The organism is Pseudomonas graminis (assembly GCF_013201545.1).
Lineage (GTDB): Bacteria > Pseudomonadota > Gammaproteobacteria > Pseudomonadales > Pseudomonadaceae > Aquipseudomonas.
Map to the genome: position 1 here is coordinate 145,346 of NZ_CP053746.1, position 22,275 is coordinate 167,620.

Consider the following 22,275-nt stretch of genomic DNA (forward strand, 5'->3'; position numbering starts at 1 on the left):
TGCATTGTGTCGGAAGAACCGAATCGCGACCGTCGTGACCTTCGATTGCTCCTACAGACGTTCTCCAGTAGGGCACTAAAAATCGACTGCAGGAGCAATCGGAGTTTACAACGGTTGCGAAAACGGTCTCCCTGACAACATCTGCCTCATCATTCTGAGGAAAGGGCCGGATCACCGGCCCCTTTTTATTAGCGCTACGCCTGCGGCTCGTCTTCGTCAGCCGCGGGATCCGCTTGCACATCGTCAGCGGACTCGTCGGTTTCAGCGGCGCCGATAACGTCGCCATCAACCTCATCTGCGTCGAACGCTTCGCCTTCCAGCTCTTCACCTTCGACTTCCGATGGCTCCTGCACGCGCTCCAGACCGACCAGTTTCTCGTCCTTGGCCAGTTTGATCAGGGTCACGCCCTGAGTGTTACGGCCCAGACTCGAGACTTCGCCAACACGGGTACGCACCAGCGTGCCCTGGTCGGAAATCAGCATGATCTCCTCGCCTTCCTGGACCTGAACGGCGCCGACCAGACGGCCGTTACGCTCATTGCTGACCATGGCGATGACGCCCTGACCGCCACGCTTGTACTCGGGGAACTCGGTAATCGCAGTGCGCTTGCCGTAACCACGCTCGGAAGCGGTGAGGATCTGGCTGCCCTGCTCCGGAATCAGCATGGAAATCAGCTTCTGCCCTTCCGGCAGACGCATGCCGCGCACACCGCGAGCGGTACGGCCCATGGCGCGCACTTCGGATTCCTTGAAGCGGGTGACCTTGCCGCCGTCGGAGAACAGCATGATTTCCTGCTCGCCATCGGTGACGGCCGCGGAAATCAGGATGTCGCCTTCGTCCAGCTCCAGCGCAATCAGGCCAACGCTGCGTTGACGACTGAACGCCACCAGCGGGGTCTTCTTGACCGTACCGTTGGCGGTCGACATGAAGATGAACGGCGCTTTCTTCTTGTCGGCGGCCTTGATGCGCGCCTTGCGCTCTTCTTCGGTCTCGTTGCTGTTTTCGAGGTCTTCGGCGTCGGTGTCCACGCCTTCGGCTTCTTCTTCGTCAGCCCGCTTGCGCATGGCTTCGAGGTCGACCGGCAGCATGGTGGTGATGTATTCGCCTTCGCTCAGCGGCAACAGGTTGACCAGCGGACGGCCACGGGCAGCGCGGGACGCTTCCGGGATCTCGTAGGTCTTGAGCCAGTACACCTTGCCTTTGCTGGAGAACATCAGCAGCGTGGTGTGGCTGTTGGCGACCAGCAGGTGAGCGATGTAGTCCTCATCCTTGACGCCGGTGGCCGACTTGCCTTTGCCGCCGCGACGCTGGGCCTGGTAGACGGCCAGCGGTTGAGTCTTGGCGTAGCCACCGTGGGAGATGGTCACGACGCGCTCTTCTTCGGGGATCATGTCGCCGAGGGTCAGGTCCAGGCGCGCATCGAGGATCTCGGTGCGACGCACATCGCCGTATTCGGCGCGGATCAGCTCGAGCTCTTCGCGGATGACTTCCATCAGGCGCGTGGCGCTGTTGAGGATGCGCAGCAGCTCGCCGATCTGAGTCAGGATTTCCTGGTACTCGGTCAGCAGCTTTTCGTGCTCCAGACCGGTCAGGCGGTGCAGACGCAGTTCGAGGATGGCCTGAGCCTGTTCCGGCGACAGGAAATACTTGCCGTCACGCATGCCGTACTGAGGATCGAGGTTTTCCGGGCGGGAGGATTCGGCGCCTGCACGCTCGACCATCTCGACCACGGCGCTGGATTCCCAAGGTGTGCTGATCAGGCCTTCTTTCGCTTCGGCCGGTGTCGGCGAGGCTTTGATCAACGCGATGACCGGGTCGATGTTCGACAGGGCAACGGCCTGACCTTCGAGGATGTGACCCCGCTCGCGGGCCTTGCGCAGTTCGAACACGGTGCGGCGGGTAACCACTTCGCGACGGTGACGAATAAAGGCTTCCAGCAGGTCCTTGAGGTTCAGGATGCGTGGGCGGCCGTCGATCAGCGCAACAATGTTGATACCGAAGACGCTTTGCAGTTGGGTCTGGGCGTAAAGATTGTTAAGGATGACCTCAGGCACTTCGCCGCGACGCAGCTCGATGACCACGCGCATGCCGTCCTTGTCGGACTCGTCGCGCAGTTCGGTGATGCCTTCAAGCTTCTTCTCTTTGACCAGCTCGGCGATCTTCTCGATCAGACGCGCCTTGTTCAGCTGGTACGGCAGTTCGGTGATGACGATCTGCTGGCGACCACCGACCTTGTCGATGTCTTCGACAATGGAGCGGGCGCGCATGTATATGCGGCCACGGCCGGTTTTGTAGGCTTCGACGATGCCGGCACGACCGTTGATGATCGCGGCGGTCGGGAAGTCGGGGCCGGGGATGTACTGCATCAACTCGTCGACGGTGAGGTCGCCGTTGTCGATGAGCGCCAGACAGCCGTCGATGACTTCACCGAGGTTGTGCGGCGGAATGTTGGTCGCCATGCCGACGGCGATGCCGCTTGAGCCGTTGACCAGCAGGTTGGGAATACGAGTCGGCATGACCGCGGGGATCTGTTCGGTGCCGTCGTAGTTCGGCACCCAGTCCACGGTTTCCTTGTGCAGGTCGGCCAGCAGCTCGTGGGCCAGCTTGGTCATGCGAACTTCGGTGTATCGCATGGCGGCGGCGTTGTCGCCGTCCACGGAACCGAAGTTGCCCTGGCCGTCTACCAGCAGGTAGCGCAGGGAAAAGGGTTGGGCCATACGAACGATGGTGTCGTAGACCGCGGTGTCGCCATGCGGGTGGTACTTACCGATAACGTCACCGACCACACGGGCGGATTTCTTGTACGGCTTGTTCCAGTCGTTACCCAGTTCGCTCATCGCGAACAGTACCCGCCGGTGCACGGGCTTCAAGCCGTCGCGCGCATCGGGCAGAGCTCGTCCGACGATGACGCTCATCGCGTAGTCGAGGTAGGACTGCTTCAGCTCGTCTTCGATATTGACCGGGAGGATTTCTTTGGCCAGTTCGCCCATGAGAAGCCTGATTCCTTTTTCTGGTGAAACCTCGCTCAGCCGTACGGGATGAACAAGGCTTGCCGCTGCCGACGATTGTCAGGCAACGACTTACGACAAATCAGCGAGTTATGCCATGAATAGGCGCAGTTATCAGGGTCGCCATGCGGCCCTTTGGAAAGCGCCGGATGGTACCACAATCGCCGTCAGGCACGAAGTGTTTGCAGGTGCCGCGAACAAGCCATTTCACCAGCAGACGCCTGAGACGCGCTCACAGAGCGTGATACGGCGTATGGGGACGAACGGTATTACCGGTCACGGCGTGATTAATGCAGGCGTTTGCGGCACATCAACAGCGCCATTTTCGCCGTGTCGGGACGTTCGACGATGCCCTTCTCGGTGACGATGGCGTCGATGAGATCAGCGGGCGTCACGTCGAACACCGGATTAAATGCGTCAACGTCGGCACCCACGCGCGTGCCGCCGACTTCGAGCAATTCGCGGCCGTCGCGCTCTTCGATGGGAATGTCGTCGCCGCTGGCCAGGTTCATGTCGATGGTCGAGCTCGGCGCTACCACCATGAAGCGCACGCCATGATGCATTGCCGCGACCGCCAACTGGTAAGTGCCGATCTTGTTGGCGACGTCGCCGTTGGCGGTAATGCGGTCGGCACCCACGATGACCCAGGTGATGCCCTTGGTTTTCATCAGGTGCGCGGCCGCAGAGTCGGCGTTGAGGGTGACCGGAATGCCTTCGTTGACCAGCTCCCACGCCGTGAGGCGGGAGCCCTGCAGCCAGGGCCGGGTTTCATCGGCGTAAACGCGCTCGATCATGCCTTCAAGATGTGCTGCGCGAATGACGCCGAGTGCGGTACCAAAGCCGCCGGTGGCCAGTGCGCCAGTGTTGCAGTGGGTCAGCACGGTCTGCAGGTTGCCCTGATGCTTGCGGATCAGCTCGGCACCCAGTTGCGCCATGGTCAGGTTCGCTTCGCGGTCGCTCAAATGAATAGCCACGGCTTCGGCTTCCATGACCTTCAGCGGATCTTCGTGATCCTTCAGGCGATACAGGCGCTCGCGCATGCGATTCAGCGCCCAGAACAGGTTGACCGCCGTGGGCCGGGAGTTGGCCAGCAGGTCGAAGTCTTCTTCCAGGGCCATTTGCCAGTCGCCGCCTTCGGCCAGACGATCACTAACCGCCAATACGATGCCGTAGGCCGCACTGATACCGATGGCTGGCGCGCCGCGCACCACCATCGTGCGAATGGCTTCGGCCACGCCTTCAGCTGTAGTGTAGGGATGCCAGGTTTCTTCGAAGGGCAGGACCCGCTGATCCAGCAGATGCAACGTGCCGTCCCGCCAATCGATGGCCTTTACCTTCTCCGCAGCCAGTAATCGATCGCGCATTGCACACCCCACTTGATGAATTTTTGAAAAGCTGCCGCCACAGCGACGGTGCAAAGAAGCAAATCGCCAGCACCTTAAAAAGCCGCCGATTATAGCGAGCCGCCTGCGAAGACGCTCGGGTATACTTCGCCGTCCCCGTAATAAGCCATTGGATGCCCGCCCCATGCCCCATTCCGCTGCCCCGCTCGACCTGTTGTTGCTGCCGGACTGGCTGGTACCGGTCGAACCCGCCGGCGTTGTGTTGAAGCAGCACGGAATCGGCATCCGCGATGGCCTGATCGTTTACATCGGCCCCCGCGCCGAGGCCCTGCGCCAGCCGGCCATCGAAGTGCGCGAGTTGCCGGGCATGCTGCTCAGTCCCGGGCTGATCAACGCCCACGGCCATGCGGCGATGACGCTGTTCCGCGGTCTGGCCGACGATCTGCCGTTGATGACCTGGCTGCAGGACCATATCTGGCCAGCCGAGGCGAAATGGGTCGATGAGGATTTCGTCCGCGACGGCACCGATCTGGCCATTGCCGAGCAGTTGAAAGGTGGCATCACCTGCTTCTCCGACATGTATTTCTTTCCGAAGGTCGCCTGCGAGCGGGTGCACAACAGTGGCATTCGCGCACAGATCACCGTGCCGGTGCTGGACTTCCCGATACCCGGCGCGCGCAACAGCGATGAATCGCTGCACATCGGTATCGAGCTGTTCAACGACCTCGCCCACCACGATCGCATCAAGATCGCCATGGGCCCCCACGCGCCTTATACCGTCAGCGACGAGAACCTGGAGAAGATCCGGGTCATCGCCGATGAGCTGGACGCAATGATCCAGATGCACGTTCACGAAACCGCTTTTGAAGTACACGAGGCCGTTCAGCAGCGCCAGGAACGCCCCATCGCGCGGCTGCAGCGTCTGGGCCTGCTGGGCCCGCGTTTCCAGGCGGTGCACATGACCCAGATCAGCGATGACGACCTGGCGATGCTGGTCGAAAGCAACTCCAGCGTCATTCACTGCCCCGAATCGAACCTGAAACTGGCCAGCGGCTTCTGCCCGGTGGAGCGCCTATGGCAGGCCGGGGTCAACGTCGCCATCGGCACCGACGGCGCGGCCAGCAACAACGACCTGGACCTGCTCGGCGAAACCCGCACCGCCGCGCTGCTGGCGAAGGCGGTGGCCGGCTCGGCCACTGCTCTGGACGCCCACCGTGCGCTGCGTATGGCCACGCTGAACGGCGCCCGCGCCCTGGGCATTGATGATCACACCGGCTCGCTGCAAATAGGCAAGGCCGCCGACATGGTCGCGTTCGACCTCTCGGGGCTCTCACAACAGCCGGTCTACGACCCGGTGTCACAACTTATTTACGCAACGGGACGCGACTGCGTGACCCACGTCTGGGTTGCCGGCAAGCAGTTGCTGCAGGACAAGCGCCTGACCCGCATGGACGAAGAAGCGCTGACCCGAACCGCCAAAGCCTGGGGCAGTCGCATCGCGGCAGACAAAGCCTGACCCAATGAGCGCCGCCACGGTCAGATACCGTGGCAGGACACCGAATTCAAGTTTTTGAGGAACGCACATGAGCAACGTCGACCACGCCGAAATCGCCAAATTCGAGGCCCTCGCCCATCGCTGGTGGGACCGCAACAGCGAATTCAAGCCGCTGCACGACATCAATCCGCTACGGGTGAACTGGATTGATGAGCGCGTGAATCTGGCCGGCAAGAAGGTGCTGGATGTCGGCTGCGGCGGCGGCATTCTGAGCGAGGCCATGGCCTTGCGCGGCGCCACCGTGACCGGCATCGACATGGGCGAAGCGCCGCTGGCCGTGGCGCAACTGCATCAGCTGGAATCCGGCGTGAGCGTTGAATACCGGCAGATCACCGCCGAAGCGTTGGCCGAAGAGATGCCCGAGCAGTTCGATGTCGTGACCTGCCTGGAAATGCTCGAGCATGTGCCGGACCCTTCGTCAGTGATTCGCGCCTGCTACCAGATGGTCAAGCCGGGCGGTCAGGTGTTTTTCTCCACCATCAACCGCAACCCGAAGGCTTACCTGTTCGCCATCATCGGCGCCGAATACATCATGAACCTGCTGCCGCGCGGCACCCATGACTTCAAGAAATTCATCCGCCCGTCCGAGCTGGGCGCGTGGAGCCGCGATGCCGGCCTGCAGGTCAAGGACATCACCGGCCTGACCTACAACCCGCTGACCAAGCACTACAAGCTGGCGTCCGATGTCGACGTCAATTACATGATCCAGACGTTGCGAGGGGTCTGAGCCATGCGCCTGAGGGCAGTTCTCTTCGACATGGACGGCACGCTGCTCGACACCGCGCCGGATTTCATTGCGATCTGCCAGGCGATGCTGGCCGAACGCGGCTTTCCGCGTGTGGACGACAAACTGATTCGCGATGAAATCTCCGGCGGTGCCAGGGCCATGGTCTCGGCGGCGTTCGCCATGTCCCCTGACGCGCCGGAATTCGAGGCGCTGCGACTGGAATTTCTGGCGCGCTACCAGACTGATTGCGCAGTGCACAGCAAGCTGTTCGACGGCATGGCCGAGTTGCTGGCGGACATCGAAAAAGCCAACCTGATCTGGGGCGTGGTGACCAACAAACCGGTGCGCTTCGCCCAGCCGATCATGGAGCAGCTGGGTTTGTCGGAGCGCTCTGCGCTGCTGATCTGCCCGGACCATGTGACCAAGAGCAAGCCCGACCCGGAGCCGCTGTTGCTGGCCTGCAAGATGCTCGATCTGGACCCGGCCAGCGTGTTGTTCGTGGGCGATGACCTGCGTGACATCGAATCCGGCCGCGACGCCGGGACCAAGACCGCCGCCGTTCGCTATGGCTATATCCATCCCCACGACAACCCCGATCATTGGGGCGCGGACGTGGTGGTGAATCACCCGCTGGAGCTGCGCCGGGTGCTGGACGATGCGTTGTGCAGCTGCTGATTTGAGGCCGAATGCAAATCCCTTGCGGGACGATCGAGGTCGCGCTCCATCTTGCTCGCGAAGACGACGGTACGTCCGTCGCATCTTTAGTGGATCCAGAATACATTCGCGAGCAAGCTCGCTCCCACAGTAATGCCGCCAGCCACACACTGCGTTTTACCGCTTGAGTATGTGTGATGAAGGAGCCCTCATGTTTAATTATTCCGCCCGCCCCGATCTGCTCAAGGACCGGGTAATCCTGGTCACCGGCGCCGGCCGTGGCATCGGTGCCGCCGCCGCGAGAACCTACGCCGCCCACGGTGCAACGGTCTTGCTGCTGGGCAGGACCGAATCGAACCTGAGCGCGCTGTATGACGAGATCGAGGCCGCCGGACATCCGCAGCCCGTTGTCATTCCGTTCGACCTCGAGACTGCCCTGCCCCATCAATACGATGAACTCGCCGCGATGATCGAAGACGAGTTCGGTCGGCTAGACGGTGTATTGCACAATGCCTCGATCATCGGCCCGCGCACGCCGATCGAACAGCTCACTGGTGAGCAGTTCATGCAAGTCATGCACGTCAACGTCAACGCCACCTTCATGCTGACCACTGCGTTGCTGCCTCTGCTCAAGCTCTCGGGTGACGCATCCATTGCGTTCACCTCCAGCAGCGTCGGGCGCAAAGGCCGCGCGTATTGGGGCGCCTATGGTGTGTCCAAGTTCGCCACCGAGGGGCTGATGCAGACGCTGGCCGATGAAATCGACGGGCTGGGGTCGCTACGCGCCAATAGCATCAATCCGGGCGCAACCCGCACTGACATGCGCGCCCAGGCGTACCCGGCCGAGGACCCGACCAACAACCCGACGCCGGAAGAGATCATGCCGGTGTACCTGTACCTGATGGGCCCGGATAGCAAGGGCATCAACGGGCAGGCACTGGATGCGCAGACCCGCTGAACCCGGCTGTGCGTTCGTCGCAGCTCATGGGAGCGAGCGCACTGACGCTGCGCTCCCTCATCTGAATATCTAGTGGCGCCGGGTGCCCTCCACTCGGCAGTTTCCTGTCGTCTTGTATCGCCCAATGCGTTCGGAATCGATACGTAAGTCAAATCCAAGGCGCCGAAAGGTACCAAACCTGTCACAATCCGCCGCAACTTATTGATTGACAATGCTTTTCTCGCAGGCAGTCGAATTGGCACGAGTTTCGCTCTCTCCATTTCAAGCCCGTAGAGGCGAAGGAGCGGAACCATGAGTTTTCCAACCACCACCAATGCCATAGATTTCGACAGCGCCCGGCTGCAACGCCATGGTTTCGCGCCGCAGCACAGCCTCGTCCGGCCTGCCCTCGATTACGAGCAGCTCCGGCGTCAGCTCGACCTGCAACTGCAGACCAGCCTTGAAGCGGACAAGATCCTGTCGATGCTCTTCCAGAGCATTCAGCAGCTCATCCCGCTGAATGCCCTTAACTTCAAACACCTGCCCACTGATCTGCGTCTGGAGCTCGGCGAACGCGCCCGGCATAACGCCACGTACAGCATGACCCACGAAGGCAAACAACTTGGCGAGCTTTCGTTCCAGCGTGATCATCGTTTCGCCGAGCACGAGCTGGAGCAACTCGAATCGTTGCTGTCGAGCTTGCTCTATCCCCTGCGCAATGCCCTGCTGTACCGCCATGCCAGCCTGAGTGCGCTGCGTGACCCGCTGACCGGCGCCGGTAACCGGATTGCCATGGAACAGTCACTCATTCGAGAGTTCGAAATCGCACGCCGCCAGCAGCAACCGCTATCGGTGCTGATGCTGGACATCGACCACTTCAAGGGCATCAACGACACCCATGGCCATGCCACCGGCGACGAAGTGCTGCGGGCCGTGACCAACGCGGTCAAGGATCGCCTGCGCAATATCGATCAGGTGTTCAGATTTGGCGGTGAGGAATTTCTCATCGTGCTGACCAACACCAGTCGTGAGTCAGCCGCGCTGGTGGGCGAACGCCTGCGCAGTGCGGCACTGCAACTCAGTTATCCGGTGACAGGACGGCCTCTGGATCTGACCGTCAGCCTCGGTTGCTCGACGCTGCTGCCGGGCGAATCGTCCGACAGCATGTTGCGCCGCGCTGACACGGCCCTGTACGCCGCCAAGCGTAAGGGCCGCAACCGCCTGGAGATGGCGGGCTGATCGATCAGGCGCGGGCAGGTATCCGGTGTTCCCGGACCGAGCCGTTACCTTCCTGGGATCGTTCCAGCGTCATGCACCGCTCAAGGAACAGAAACATGTACTCGTAGCTTTTGCAGACCGCCATTCGCAGGTCGCTCTGCAATTGCTCGCTGGGATTGTTGCCGGCCAGGGTGCAGATGATTTCCAGCGCTTCCCAAGGGTGGGAATCGTCGTACTGCGCATGCATCTTCAGCCACTTCATCGCCCGCTTTCGTGTGTCCGGCGGGAACATGTCCGCGTAGGTGTCCTGGGAACAGACGACCGCCGACCATTCACCGGTGGCACCTTCGATGGCGTAGTTGGTCGCCGCGATGGCGACTACCAGTGAATCCGACGAACAACTGTGCCAGCACCAGTGATTCAGCGCATGGAGTTCCGAGGGCACCAACTGCGCCTGCAAGTCTTCCAGCGTCACCCCGTGGGCGGCGCTCCAGTTGACCCAGTAATCGGCGTGGTTGAGTTCGACCCGAATATTGCGCATCAACCATCGTCGCGCCATGTCTTCACCCGGGTGTCGGGCGAATCGGGTTTTGGTCAGGTTATGCGCCATATAGACCGCGAACTGTTCGACGACCGGCCAGCCCCCAATGAGGTACTGGCGCATGGTCTTAGAACTGAGCCGCCCGTCACGCATGCGTTGATAAAGTTCATGCCCTACCACCTTGGCCTTGGCGTCACTGCAATCGTCAATCAATTGCTGTGCCCAAGCGGGGTAACTGCTGGCATCCATCAGCGGACCGGTTCTAATGAACATATCGATCACTGTGTAGCTCCTTATGTAAGTTGCGTAGGGTGCGTTCAGCGAAAAGTCCCGGGAGCGCTGAACAACAGTGGGGTCTGCCTCGCGGGCCGTGCGTGCAGACATTCACAGGTGAATAATTGCGGTCGCTCGATAACGTACCCCTGAGCGTAGTCCACACCGATTTCCAATAACGCCTGCTCTATCTGGGGGCTTTCGACGAACTCGGCGATCGTCTGTTTGCCCATTACGTGCCCGATATGGTTGATCACTTCCACCATCGCCCGGTTGACCGGATCGTCGAGCATGTCTTTTACGAAACTGCCATCAATCTTCAGGAAGTCCACAGGCAAGTGCTTCAGGTAAGCGAATGACGACATGCCTGCACAGAAGTCATCCAGAGAGAAACGGCATCCCAGACTTTTAAGTTCATTGATGAACCGAATGGCGCTGCCCAAATTGGCGATCGCACTGGTTTCGGTGATTTCAAAACAGATAAGTTCAGGAGGGATTGCGTAGATCTGGAACTGCTGTCGCAAATATTCAAGAAATGCGTCGTCGCCAATGCTGGTCCCGGACAGGTTGATCGCACACACCGCCATCGGCCCCTTGTGGTGCCCGGCCTTGAGGCAGTCGGCAATGATCATGAAGACGTGCTGCACGACCCAGCGATCCAGTGTGGTCATCATGCCGTAGCGTTCTGCGGCGGGGATGAAGCTGTCGGGCAGGATCATCCGCCCGGACTCGTCCCGCAGCCGCAGCAGAATCTCGATATGGCCGTTGCTTTGCTCGGCGTTGCGACCCAGCGCTGCGATTTCCTGGGAATACAGGCAGAAGCGATTCTCTTCGAGGGCCATGTGCAGGCGCTGAATCCACGCCATTTCACCAAAGCGGGTGGACAGATCGGAGTCGTCGTCGTGGTAGACCTGAACCCGGTTGCGACCTTTTTCCTTGGCCATGTAGCAGGCCATGTCGGCGGCGCGCAGCGAGGCTTCCAGGGTGGTCGGGACCTCGTCGATGTGCACCAGGCCAATGCTGACCGTGGTCACAAACGGCCGGCCTTTCCAGACAAAATGCAGGCTTTCCACAGTTTGCCGCAGACTTTCGGCGACCCGTTCGGCGTCCTCCGGCGCGCAATGTTCGAGGAGGATGCCGAACTCGTCACCGCCCAGTCGCGCCAGGGTGTCACCCTCCCGCACGCCCTGCTGCAACAGCGTGCAAATGTGCCGCAGCAACTCATCACCCGCCGCATGACCGCTGGTGTCGTTGACCAGCTTGAACTGGTCAAGATCCAGAAATAACAGTGCATGCCGCGCGGGCTGCTCCACCAGATTGTTGAGGGCCAGTTCCAGGCGGTATTCGAACTCGCGGCGGTTCGCCAGCCCGGTCAGGGCATCGTGGGTCGCTTGCCAGGACAGGTTGGCGATGTACTGCCGCTCCTGGGTCATGTCGTGCAGCACCAGCACCGCGCCACTGACCTTGCCTTCGGCGCGAATCGGCGAGCCGACCAGCGCGACCGACACAGTGCTGCCGTCCAGGCGCTGAATCAGTCGTGAGCTTTCGCTGCCGCCGCCCAAATTGCCACTGAGCATGCGCTCGATCAGGGTCGAGGTGTCTTTCTGGTCATTCTCGTCGAGCAGGCTGAACAACGCGGCCAGCGGCAGGCCGGCCGCCTGCTCGTTTTTCCAGTGAGTCATGAGTTCGGCGGCGGGATTCATATAGACGATGGAGCCGTCGACATCGGTGGTGATGACACCATCACCGATGGACTCGAGGGTAATTTGCGCGCGCTCCTTTTCCATCTGCAGCGCGACCGCGAAGGCATGGCGCTGCTCCAGCAACTTATGGGTGCGCAGCAGCGCCAGGATGATCAGGCACAGCGCGGTGGCGAGGTTGACCACCAGCAGAATTCGCAGGATGACCCGCGAGCCCTCGCCCAGCGCGTCGCTGAAGGCCATGGCCGCGGGCGTGACGCCTTCGTTGATGGCGCTGATGCGCTGCCGCCACCCCAGGACCTCGCTATTGGTGACGTTGCCTTCCTGAATCCGCGCGTGCATTTCCCGGGCGACTTCATCGAGCTGGACCAGGTAGTTGTCACCGACCTTCCACAGGTCAATGGCCTTTTCCAGGTAGCTGAAGTGCTGAAAATTCAGATAAAGCCAGATGATGCTCTGGGCATCGTCAGGGTGGTTGCCACCTTGCAGAATCCCGGCCTTGGCGCGCGCGATGTCGGGCACCGGCTGATCCATGGCCAGGCGCAGGTCATGGCCGCCCTGGGGAATGGCAATGGCTTTTTGGTATTTCAGGTAATTAATGTCGTCGCGGCTGTTGGCGTAGAGATTCAGGTAGTAAATGGCGTCTTTCTGGCCCTTCGACCACAGGCTCTCCCCGCCAATGTAGCTGCGCACCGCCGACATCATGTACAGGCTGACGCAGCCGAGCAGTGCCTGTAACAGCACAACGGCGATAAATGGCCATACGATGCCCAGAAGGCGAGGCTTCTCGAGAATCCGCTTTTGCTTCATGGTGTCCCTTTGATCAGCACTGCCAGATACTCAGCCCCCCTGCCAGGCAACCTTCCTGGAGCCTGAGGGACTTCGCTAATTTCCACGATGCAGCAGACAATCTCTCACATCCATTACAGGACGTAACCAGCCAATTGAGTGGAGAGACGTAAACATGACGCTTCTCACATTTCCGGCGGGCGTCGACGCGAAGCATAGCCCAACAATTGACGTGTTCCAGTGGCGATACGCCATTTCGCCACGAACCTCTGGAAACCCACAGGCTGAGTCACACCTGTTGCAGGTGTCCGTAGAGCCTGGCGTACAACCCGCCGTCTGCAATCAGCTGCTGATGGTCACCGTCCTCGGCAATGCGCCCGCCATCGAACACCAGTACCCGATCCGCCTGTTTCACTGCCGACAGTCGGTGGGCAATGATCAGCGTGGTGCGGCCACTTAAAAAACGGTTCAGCGCCTGATGCAGGTTGTACTCGGTGGCAGCGTCCAGGGCAGAAGTAGCCTCGTCGAGAATCACCACCTTGGGGTCAGCCAGGACCATGCGCGCAATGGCCAGCCGTTGTCGCTGGCCACCAGACAACCGAACACCCGAGCGCCCGACCACACTGTCCAGCCCGAGGGGCAGCGCGCGGATCGTGGCATCCATCTGCGCGATTTCCAGCGCCTGCCAACAGGCGCTGTCGTCCTGCTCGCGACCCATCAGCAGGTTGGCGCGGACGGTGTCGTTGAACAGCGCCGGATGCTGCAGCACCACCGCGACGTTCTCGCGCACGGTGTCCAGACCAATCTCCTGCATGCGCGAGCCACCAAAACGAATGACGCCGGATTGGGGGGTGTACAGGCCGAGCAACAACTGGACCAGCGTGCTTTTGCCGCCGCCGCTGGCACCGACAATGGCGACCTTCTCGCCCGGATTGATCGACAAGTCAAGTTGATCGAGGACTAGCTCGTCGTTGTAGCCGAAGCTCAACCCGCGCACGTCAATGCTCACCGTCTGCCGACCCTCGAACGGATTGATTTGTCCCGGGTACTGAGGTTCGTCCGCACGGGCCAGCAGCTCGTTGATCCGGGTCAGCGCGCCGCCCGCCGCATAGTAGGCGTACTGCAGGTTCAGCAGCTGTTCGACGGGACCAATCATGAACCACAGGTAGCTGAACACGGCGAGCATGTGACCGATGGACAGGTCGGAGAACAGCACCGTCAGCATCGCGGCAGCGCGGAAAATGTCGATGCCGAACTGAAACAGCAACCCGCTGGCCCGCCCCGACGCGTCGCTCTTCCATTGAGACGACACCGCGTAATCGCGCACTTCCCGGGCGCGCAGGCCGAGCAATCCGAGGAAATACCCCTGACGGTTGCTGGCGCGGATCTCCTGGATCGCGTCGAGGGTTTCCGTGAGCGCCTGGGTGAAGCGCGAAGTGCTGTCGTTTTCCAGCTTCTTGAGGTGCTTAACGCGCTTGCCGAGTTTCACCGTGGCGAACACCACCAGCGGGTTGAACAGCAGAATCAGCAGCGCCAGTTGCCAGTGCATCCACATCAGGATCGCGGCAGTGCCTGTGAGGGTAAGCATCGCCACGAGAAACTTGCTGAGCGTTTCGCCGACGAATTTGTCGACGGTGTCCAGATCCGTCACCAGGTGCGCGGTGACCGTGCCGCTGCCCAGGCTTTCGTATTCGCTCAACGAGATGCGCTTGAGTCGCCCGATCAGGCGCGTGCGGATGCGGTAGACAATGTTCTTGGCCAGGCCGGCAAACAGCCACGACTGAATCACGTTGAACACCAGCGCGCCCAGGCGCAGGCAGAGTGTCGCCACCAGCATCAGACCGATGTAGCCGACGGGCTTGTGCAGGCTGTCGGGCAGGAACTGATTCATGAAGATCAGCGCCGAATTGCCTTTGCCCAGCAGCACTTCATCGACCAGCAACGGCAATAGCAGCGGTATCGGCACCGAGCAGAGCACGGCCAGAACCGCGACGCCATTGGCCACCCACAGCGATTTCCTGTGCTGCAGGGCAAGGCGGCGGATCTGCGCCCAGTTCAAGCGATCAACGGCGGGATGCTCATCAACCGATGGGGCGGTGCTGCGACGGTCCGGATTCTCGACATCAGGCACTGGCATTACGCTCCAGCCAGCGACCCAGCAAGGGCTCAAGGACATCAAGGGGTTGATAACCGTTGGTCAGCAGCGCCAACTGGCCGTTGTGCTCGGCAAGCAATGTCGGAAAACCCGCGATGCCCAAGTCCTGAACCCAGGAAAAATCCGACGCAGTCGCGGTGTGCTGCTCGACGCTGTCGAAGGCTTCGGCAAACTCGATGCGCGGCAAGCCGGCTTTTTCGGCCAGCTCGGCCAGCACCGAGCCGTGGGTCACGTCGCGGCCGTCCAGGTAAAAGGCCTGCTGGATTTCCTTGACCAGCCGCCAGGCCACGTCCGGCGCCAGACTGCGCGCCGCAACAATCGCTCGGCAGGCAGGCCCGGTGTCGTAGACGAAACCGTCGGGCAAGGCGCCGTCGAAACGGAACGCCTGGCCCGTGGCCTCGTGCACCGCTTGCCAGTGTTCGAGGATGTAGCGTTTGGTCGTCGGTTCCAGCGCCGCGCCACTGCCGGTGCGCAACCCGCCCACCACCAGATGCAACGGCACCCCCGCCGCTCCCGCCTGCTCGACCAATGCTTCGGCCACCGGAGAAAAACCCCAGCACCAGGAACACATCGGGTCCATCACATACAGGAGGCGGGTGGACATGGCTCAGCCCTCGTTGCTTTGAGTTTCAGTGGCCTGGCCGTCGAGCGCACGGTAATTGCGCCCGATCGGGTGCGGCTGATTGCGCGCCTTCGCCAGTTCGATCTGCTTCTGCCGGTCGATGGCGCTGCGGCGGGTTTTTTCGCTCAGTGAATCCCAGCAATGCGGGCAACTGACGCCCGGCGAATAGTGCTCGCTGGCGCGGTCTTCTGCGCTGATCGGTGTGCGGCAGGCGTGACACTGATCGTAGTCGCCTTCGGTCAGGTCGTGGCGCACGGTGACGCGATTGTCGAACACGAAGCAGTCGCCCTGCCAGCGGGTTTCTTCCTGGGGCACTTCTTCCAGGTATTTGAGAATGCCGCCCTTGAGGTGATAGACCTCTTCGAAGCCTTCGCCGAGCATATAGCTGGAGGCCTTCTCACAGCGGATACCGCCGGTGCAGAACATCGCGACTTTCTTATGCTTGGTCGGATCGAAGTGGGCCTTGATGTAGTCCGGAAACTCGCGAAATGAAGTGGTCTTGGGGTCAATCGCGCCTTCGAAGGTGCCGATCGACACTTCGTAATCGTTGCGCGTGTCGATGAGCAGCACTTCAGGGTCAGCAATCAGCGCGTTCCAGTCCTTGGGATCGACGTAGGTGCCCACGGCCTTGTTCGGGTCTACGCCCGGCACGCCGAGGGTCACGATCTCTTTCTTGAGTTTGACCTTGGTGCGGTAGAACGGCTGCTCGTCGCAGTAGGATTCCTTATGGTCGATGTCGACCATGCGCGGATCGTTCTTCAGCCAGGCCATCAAGCCGTCGATGCCCTCGCGGCTGCCGGAGACGGTGCCGTTAATGCCTTCCTCCGCGATCAGCAAGGTGCCCTTGATGCCGTTGTCGACCATCGCCTGCAGCAGGGGCTCACGCAGTGCGACGTAATCGGAAAGGGTGACGAATTTGTACAGCGCCGCGACGACGATGGGTGCGGTTTGGGTCATGTGGCGTCTCCAGGTGGTGACCCTCGCAAAGGGCCTACCGGGTGAATGATTCAGATAAGCGCGTGCCGACCGGGCAACGCGGCGCGGATTCTATCAAGAATCAACGGCGAGCAGTCAGGGAGGTTGAGCGGCCGAAGCTGACGGCTGACCCGACTTGAACGGCCAGTAACGCAAGGCAAAACCAAACCTAACGAATGTTAGGTAGCCTATTGACTCATCCAATTCTGGAGTCTAATGTCTGCCTACCTAACAACTGTTAGGTGAAAAATCTTCCACCACGGGACAGCGCCATGACGACCAGACTGCAGCTATTCACCTCCCCTTCAGCGTTCCCCAATCCGCAGCGGCTACGGCTGTTTATGCACGAAAAAGGCATCGCCGATCAATTCGATGAAACCGTCTATGACATGGCGCCCGGTGGCGAACAACGCGGCTGGCGTCACCTCAACATGAACCCATGGGGCGAAACCCCGACACTCCAGCTGGCAGATGGCAGCTTTATTTCCGAAACAGCGGCCATCGTCCGTTTTCTCGACCAGTCCTATCCCGGCCGCAAGATCATGGGAGAAACTCCGCTGGAGCAGGGCCTGGACAACATGTGGGATAACCGCATCTGGGTGCATATCCTGTATCGCATCGTCACGGCTTTTCACGTCTTGCACACCGGGCTCGGTTTCAAACTGGAACTGACGAAGAATGAGGCATGGGGTGAACACTGCCGCAAGGAGGCACTGATGCACGCTGCCTTGGTGAATCGTCACCTGGCTGATGGTCGCGAATGGCTGTTGGGCGGTGCCGAACCGACGTTTGCCGATGTCACGCTGGCCACCGCGATTGCCTTTTCCAAGTTCCCGGTAAACGCGACCCCGCTGGACGAGCGTTTCGAGCATCTCGATAGCTACTGGCAGCGCTGGCAGAAGCGCCCAAGTTTCCAGGCCGCCTACGCTGATCGCAGCAGTGGCATACCGGAACTGGATTCACCTTCCGCCTGATCCATCTGGATCCGCACGTCATGATGTGTGAGGACGATTGCCTGGACATTTGCTTTAAGATGGCCGGTTCCACAGCAACTCGTCCGACCCATGAAAGGCACGACAATGAGCATCAACGCCCGCGAAGCCATACTTCTGGCTGCTCGAAACATTGCCCAGTCACAAGGCTACAACGGACTGAATTTTCGCGATCTCGCCCAAGAGGTTGGCATTAAGCCAGCCAGTATCTACTACCACTTCCCGAGCAAGGCCGATCTGGGTATTGCCGTTGCCAAGCGGTATTGGCAAGACGGTGCCGCTGCCCTCGAGACTATTTCCGAGGAGACGCCGGATCCGGCGGAGGCATTGCGCCGATTCCCCGAAATTTTTCGTCGCTCGCTGGAGACCGACAACCGGCTGTGTCTGGCGAGCTTTGTGGGGGCGGAAACCGATAATCTACCCACGGCCATGGCCGAGGAGATCCAGACGTTTGCTCAGGTCAATATTGCCTGGCTTGGCCGACTGCTGGTCGCCGCGAAGTACTGCGAGGAAGCCGACAGCGACGTTCGCGCGCGCGCCATTTTCTCGGCCGTCGCGGGGGCGCAGCTCATCGCACGAAGCAGGTCGGACATCACACTGTTCGATACGTTAATCGAGGCCTATCGCGCCTACGGCCCACTGCCGGCATGACGCCCGCTTGCGCCCGAAACCTGTACAACGGCTTCGGACGGCGCGGGTCAGTCGTGCCCACCCGCACAGGTCGGGGAAGACGGCGCCGAGCCGAGCTTCGCCCATTCTTCCGGGGTGTAGGTGTGCAGCGCCAGAGCGTGGAACTCACCCATCAGGCCACCGAGCAGGCCATAGACCTTCTGATGGCGCTTGACTGCGTTGAGGCCAGCGAACTGCTCGCTGACCACCACCGCCTTGTAGTGAGTGTCCGTGCCGCGACTGTGCATGTGGCTTTCGTTGAGCACCTGAAGGTACTCGGGCTGAAAGACCGTCAACGCGGATTCGATTCGCTGTTGCATGCTCATGTCAGGCTTCGCTTATGGCTTCTTGGCAGGAGCAGCCGGTGCAGCAGGCTTGGCGCCGGCCGGGGTCAGTTCCTTGGTCATGTCGGCGAGCAGCTTGTTGACCACAGGCACCGCGCTTTCCAGTTTGCTCTGGGTCAGCTGGAACGACTGCTGGCTGATCTGCGGCATCTTGGCCTGGACTTTCTGGCCCAGCGGAGACTGGTAGAAGGCAACCAGGTCTTTCAGCTCGCTTTCGCTGAAGTTGGAGGTGTACAGCTTGACCATGTCAGGCTGCAGTTTTGGCCAGCTGATCACCTGATCCAGCGCGGCGTTGGCCTTGCCCTGGTAGGTTTCGAGGGTGGCTTGCTTGGACGCAGGCGCTTTGGTTTCAGCGAAACGCTGAGCGAACATCTGCTGGACTTGCATGTAAACCGGCGCACCCAGTTGATCGGCGTGAGCCAGTTTGAGGAACGCTACAGCACTGGCTTCATGGCTGGCGGTATCGGCAAGAACCTGGCCGCTGGCACATACCAGAGCAACCGCAGCACAAATGGCACGAAGACGGGTCATCGAGTTTCCTTATCTAGCAGGCGAGGCAGAACCCCAAGGGCGGCCATTCTGCGCCCCTTTGCGCATTTCCCTCAACCCCCGACCCTACGAGCGGTTATCCCGCGGACCTGACGCACTCGCCCGTATGCAGGTTTAGGGCGACCGCCCCGGTCGTTTTGTCGCACACTGGCCGTACCTGTTCCGACCGCACAGCAGCCACGGGGAACCCCACCGGCTCGCCTGGTTACTAAACTGCGCAAATCGATCTTAAGGAGAGAGTCCAGTGAGCCGTACCGAAACCGACAGCATAGGTCCGATCGAAGTCCCCGAAGACGCTTACTGGGGGGCGCAGACGCAGCGTTCTCTGATCAACTTCGCCATTGGCCAGGAGCGCATGCCACTGCCCGTATTGCACGCGCTGGCGCTGATCAAAAAAGCCGCCGCCCGAGTCAACAACCGCAACGGCGACTTGCCCACTGACATTGCCAACCTGATCGAGCAGTCCGCCGACGAAGTGCTGCAAGGCCAGCTCGACGACCAGTTTCCCCTGGTGGTCTGGCAGACCGGCAGCGGCACGCAAAGCAACATGAACGTCAATGAAGTCATCGCCGGCCGTGCCAACGAACTGGCGGGTGGCGTTCGCGGCGGCAAGTCCCCGGTTCACCCCAACGATCACGTCAATCGCTCGCAGAGCTCCAACGACTGCTTCCCCACCGCGATGCACATCGCCGCTGTGCAGGCAGTGAAAGAACACCTGCTGCCGGCGATCGCTGAATTGTCCAGCGGCCTCGCCGAGCAGTCTTCGCGGCACATGAAGCTGGTGAAAACCGGCCGCACGCACATGATGGACGCTACGCCGATCACTTTCGGCCAGGAGCTGTCGGCCTATGTCGCCCAGCTCGACTACGCCGAAAAGAGCATTCGCGCTGCGTTGCCGGCCGTATGTGAACTGGCCCAGGGCGGCACCGCCGTTGGTACGGGTTTGAACTCGCCCCATGGATTCGCCGAAGCAGTCGCCGCTGAACTGGCTGCGCTGTCTGGCCTGCCCTTCGTCACCGCGCCTAACAAGTTTGCCGCGCTGGCCGGGCATGAGCCGCTGACCGCGCTGTCCGGCGCGTTGAAAACCCTCGCCGTGACGCTGATGAAAATCGCCAACGACCTGCGTCTGCTCGGTTCCGGCCCTCGAGCCGGCCTGGCCGAAGTCAAGCTGCCGGCCAACGAACCGGGCAGCTCGATCATGCCGGGCAAGGTCAACCCGACCCAGTGCGAGGCGCTGTCGATGCTAGCGTGTCAGGTCATGGGCAACGACACCACGATCACCTTCGCTGCCAGTCAGGGCCACCTGCAACTGAACGTGTTCAAGCCGGTGATCATCCACAACCTGCTGCAATCGATCCGCTTGCTGGGCGATGGCTGCCGCAACTTCTACGAACACTGCATTGCCGGCATGGAACCGGATGCCGCCAAGATGGCCGAGCATCTGGAACGCGGCCTGATGCTGGTGACCGCGCTGAACCCGCACATCGGCTACGACAAGTCGGCGCAGATTGCCAAGAAAGCCTATAGCGAAGGGCTGACCCTGCGCGAAGCGGCGCTGCAACTGGGCTTCCTCACCGACGCCGAGTTCGATGCCTGGGTGCGCCCGGAACACATGCTCGAGGCTGGCAGTAATGGCTGAACCCATCAGCGGCGCCACGCCACTGGAAGGCTATGGCAAACGCATTCTGATGATCATCGGCACGCCGAAAAGCATCAGCCTCGGCCACGCGCTGGGCGAGGCTTATGCTCAGGGCGCGCGGAGCAAAGGTCATGTCGTGCGGGTGCTCAAGCTTGATGAAATGGATTTCGACCCGGTGCTGCGGGGTGGTTATGAATCAGCACAGACGCTGGAACACGATCTGCTTGAAGCCCAGCGCGAGGTGCACTGGGCGCAGCATCTGGTGTTCGTGTATCCCGTCTGGTGGGGCGGGCTGCCGAGCCTGCTTGGTGGATTCTTTGACCGGGTGTTCATGCCCGGCTTTGCTTTCAAAGCCCACGGCAGGCATCACCCCTCCAATGAGTTGCTGAAGGGCCGGACGGCGGAATTGCTGGTGACGATGGACACGCCGTCACGCTACTTCCGCTGGGTTTTCAAGGCCCCGGCCCATCGGCAGATGGTCAGGACGATCCTCGAATTCTGCGGCATCAAGACCACGCGGCTGACGGAGTTCTCGCCGGTACGCACCTCTACCGAAGAGCAGCGTCAGCAGTGGATTCGTGACGCCGAAGCACTGGGCAAGCGCTGAATGTGATGCCCGCACGGTCAGGAGTGGCGCGTGGGCTCGCAAGTTGATGGAACCGTTAACAACGCTACTATTCAAATGCTCTGACTTACGCTGTAGCGGCTGTCGCCCATTCAGATCACTCGCGTACCAACCCAATGCCCGGAGAAGGCCATGTTAAGCAAGCGTGAACAAGATCCAGCCCCCACCGTACGTTTTCGCAGCGACCGCGTTTCCCGCGTCAATGGCCAGTATTTCTTCAGCACCCGGGAAAACACACTCGAAGGTCCATTCATGAGCAAGGAAGACGCTGCTCGGGAAACCGAAGTCTATATCCGTCGCATGCAGGCGGTCAGTGCGTATCAGCCAGGCATGCCCTCCTCGCTCAACGGCTGATTCAGTCCGTTTTCATGAATGATTGCGGCGAAAGGTCTCTTCGCCCATCGCTGCGATCTGTCCGTCGATCAGCGCATCGAACGGACGCAACAAGCCATTGAATGAGGCTTCCGGCTCCAGCGTATGCAGCGCATGGACGATGGCCTCCAGTGTCGACAATGCCTCGGGCCCCGGTGCTTTGCGTAATCGATAGCGTGACGCTGGCGCGTTGGTCAGCACCACTCTCGGCAACGCCGCCAGCAGAGGATTGAGGTGCAGCAGCTTGCGCGCCTTGCGCCAAGTGCCATCGGGCACCACGAGCAGCACGGACACATCGTCGGCACTGTAAGCCTTCAACGCAACAGCCTCTTCCCCTGGAAACAGCAAACAGGCCCGGTAACCGGGCCGGCTCAGCCACAGCGCCAGATCCTCGAACACCTCTCCCACCTGCAATTCCGCATTCGTCAGGCCAAGGGCTGCAAGGCGCGCCGTGTTGAGCGCGTGATTGACTTCACTGGGATGCTGCAGGATCAACACGCGCGTCCGGCTGCCCAACGCGGGAATCAACGCACACAGGCAGTGATCGGACGGACGCAGGCAGCGTTCACAACGGGCACGGGACATCGT

The 22,275-nt window shown here is 60.9% G+C and carries 20 protein-coding genes; 10 read left to right on the top strand and 10 right to left on the bottom strand.

Annotation, left to right across the window (positions count from 1 at the left end):
• Positions 1–194: 194 nt before the first annotated feature.
• Positions 195–2,990, bottom strand: coding sequence for a DNA gyrase subunit A (gene gyrA / locus FX982_RS00715; RefSeq protein WP_172609263.1), 2,796 nt, complete (start codon positions 2,988–2,990; stop codon positions 195–197).
• Positions 2,991–3,295: 305 nt separating this feature from the next.
• Positions 3,296–4,372, bottom strand: coding sequence for an S-methyl-5-thioribose-1-phosphate isomerase (gene mtnA / locus FX982_RS00720; RefSeq protein WP_172609264.1), 1,077 nt, complete (start codon positions 4,370–4,372; stop codon positions 3,296–3,298).
• Between the two features lie 163 nt (positions 4,373–4,535).
• On the opposite strand from mtnA, the gene FX982_RS00725 reads away from it, so the two are divergent.
• From FX982_RS00725 to FX982_RS00745, 5 genes are all read left to right on the top strand, one after another.
• The gene (locus FX982_RS00725; protein WP_172609265.1) at positions 4,536–5,867 is read left to right on the top strand and encodes a TRZ/ATZ family hydrolase; all 1,332 of its coding nucleotides are present in this window, start codon (positions 4,536–4,538) and stop codon (positions 5,865–5,867) included.
• 67 nt (positions 5,868–5,934) lie between these two features.
• The gene (ubiG, locus tag FX982_RS00730; RefSeq protein WP_122535654.1) at positions 5,935–6,633 is read left to right on the top strand and encodes a bifunctional 2-polyprenyl-6-hydroxyphenol methylase/3-demethylubiquinol 3-O-methyltransferase UbiG; all 699 of its coding nucleotides are present in this window, start codon (positions 5,935–5,937) and stop codon (positions 6,631–6,633) included.
• 3 nt (positions 6,634–6,636) lie between these two features.
• Positions 6,637–7,308 (top strand): N-acetylmuramic acid 6-phosphate phosphatase MupP, encoded by a 672-nt coding sequence (gene mupP / locus FX982_RS00735; RefSeq protein ID WP_172609266.1) that lies wholly within the window; start codon positions 6,637–6,639, stop codon positions 7,306–7,308.
• A gap of 190 nt (positions 7,309–7,498) precedes the next feature.
• Complete coding sequence (locus FX982_RS00740; protein ID WP_172609267.1) at positions 7,499–8,245, top strand: YciK family oxidoreductase; 747 nt, start codon at positions 7,499–7,501, stop codon at positions 8,243–8,245.
• A gap of 291 nt (positions 8,246–8,536) precedes the next feature.
• Entirely contained in the window at positions 8,537–9,463 is a 927-nt protein-coding gene (locus tag FX982_RS00745; RefSeq protein ID WP_172609268.1) for a GGDEF domain-containing protein, read from the top strand.
• Between the two features lie 4 nt (positions 9,464–9,467).
• Here the strand turns inward: FX982_RS00745 and FX982_RS00750 are convergent, their stop codons facing one another.
• The 5 genes from FX982_RS00750 to trhO form a co-directional block, all read right to left on the bottom strand.
• Positions 9,468–10,265 carry a TenA family transcriptional regulator gene (locus FX982_RS00750; protein ID WP_172609269.1) on the bottom strand — a complete coding sequence of 266 codons (798 nt, stop codon included), beginning with the start codon at positions 10,263–10,265 and terminating at the stop codon, positions 9,468–9,470.
• A gap of 35 nt (positions 10,266–10,300) precedes the next feature.
• Positions 10,301–12,766 (bottom strand): EAL domain-containing protein, encoded by a 2,466-nt coding sequence (locus FX982_RS00755; protein WP_172609270.1) that lies wholly within the window; start codon positions 12,764–12,766, stop codon positions 10,301–10,303.
• Positions 12,767–13,034: 268 nt separating this feature from the next.
• The gene (locus FX982_RS00760; RefSeq protein WP_172609271.1) at positions 13,035–14,882 is read right to left on the bottom strand and encodes an ABC transporter ATP-binding protein; all 1,848 of its coding nucleotides are present in this window, start codon (positions 14,880–14,882) and stop codon (positions 13,035–13,037) included.
• Complete coding sequence (locus FX982_RS00765) at positions 14,869–15,504, bottom strand: DsbA family protein (RefSeq protein ID WP_172609272.1); 636 nt, start codon at positions 15,502–15,504, stop codon at positions 14,869–14,871. Before FX982_RS00765 ends, FX982_RS00760 begins: the two co-directional genes overlap by 14 nt.
• Positions 15,505–15,507: 3 nt before the next feature.
• Entirely contained in the window at positions 15,508–16,479 is a 972-nt protein-coding gene (gene trhO, locus FX982_RS00770) for an oxygen-dependent tRNA uridine(34) hydroxylase TrhO (RefSeq protein WP_172609273.1), read from the bottom strand.
• Positions 16,480–16,769: 290 nt separating this feature from the next.
• Here trhO and FX982_RS00775 point away from each other — a divergent pair, with 290 nt between their 5' ends.
• Both FX982_RS00775 and FX982_RS00780 read left to right on the top strand, forming a co-directional pair.
• Entirely contained in the window at positions 16,770–17,471 is a 702-nt protein-coding gene (locus tag FX982_RS00775; protein ID WP_172609274.1) for a glutathione S-transferase family protein, read from the top strand.
• 105 nt (positions 17,472–17,576) lie between these two features.
• Positions 17,577–18,140, top strand: coding sequence for a TetR/AcrR family transcriptional regulator (locus FX982_RS00780; protein ID WP_172609275.1), 564 nt, complete (start codon positions 17,577–17,579; stop codon positions 18,138–18,140).
• A 47-nt stretch (positions 18,141–18,187) separates the two neighbouring features.
• Here the strand turns inward: FX982_RS00780 and FX982_RS00785 are convergent, their stop codons facing one another.
• On the bottom strand, positions 18,188–18,484 hold the full coding sequence (locus FX982_RS00785; protein WP_122535665.1) for a BolA family protein: 297 nt from the start codon (positions 18,482–18,484) through the stop codon (positions 18,188–18,190).
• Between the two features lie 12 nt (positions 18,485–18,496).
• Complete coding sequence (locus tag FX982_RS00790) at positions 18,497–19,033, bottom strand: DUF2059 domain-containing protein (protein ID WP_122535666.1); 537 nt, start codon at positions 19,031–19,033, stop codon at positions 18,497–18,499.
• A gap of 262 nt (positions 19,034–19,295) precedes the next feature.
• Between FX982_RS00790 and FX982_RS00795 the strand changes: the two genes are divergently transcribed.
• The 3 genes from FX982_RS00795 to FX982_RS00805 all read left to right on the top strand — a co-directional run bounded on the left by FX982_RS00795 (position 19,296) and on the right by FX982_RS00805 (position 21,669).
• Positions 19,296–20,690 (top strand): class II fumarate hydratase, encoded by a 1,395-nt coding sequence (locus FX982_RS00795; RefSeq protein ID WP_172609276.1) that lies wholly within the window; start codon positions 19,296–19,298, stop codon positions 20,688–20,690.
• On the top strand, positions 20,683–21,297 hold the full coding sequence (locus FX982_RS00800) for an NAD(P)H-dependent oxidoreductase (RefSeq protein WP_122535668.1): 615 nt from the start codon (positions 20,683–20,685) through the stop codon (positions 21,295–21,297). The genes FX982_RS00795 and FX982_RS00800 overlap by 8 nt, the downstream gene beginning before the upstream one ends.
• Positions 21,298–21,447: 150 nt before the next feature.
• Positions 21,448–21,669, top strand: a complete 222-nt coding sequence (locus tag FX982_RS00805) for a DUF6316 family protein (RefSeq protein WP_122535669.1) — start codon at positions 21,448–21,450, stop codon at positions 21,667–21,669.
• 12 nt (positions 21,670–21,681) lie between these two features.
• Here FX982_RS00805 and FX982_RS00810 read toward each other — a convergent pair whose 3' ends face one another.
• Positions 21,682–22,272 (bottom strand): tRNA-uridine aminocarboxypropyltransferase, encoded by a 591-nt coding sequence (locus FX982_RS00810; RefSeq protein WP_172609277.1) that lies wholly within the window; start codon positions 22,270–22,272, stop codon positions 21,682–21,684.
• Between the last annotated feature and the right edge of the window lie 3 nt (positions 22,273–22,275).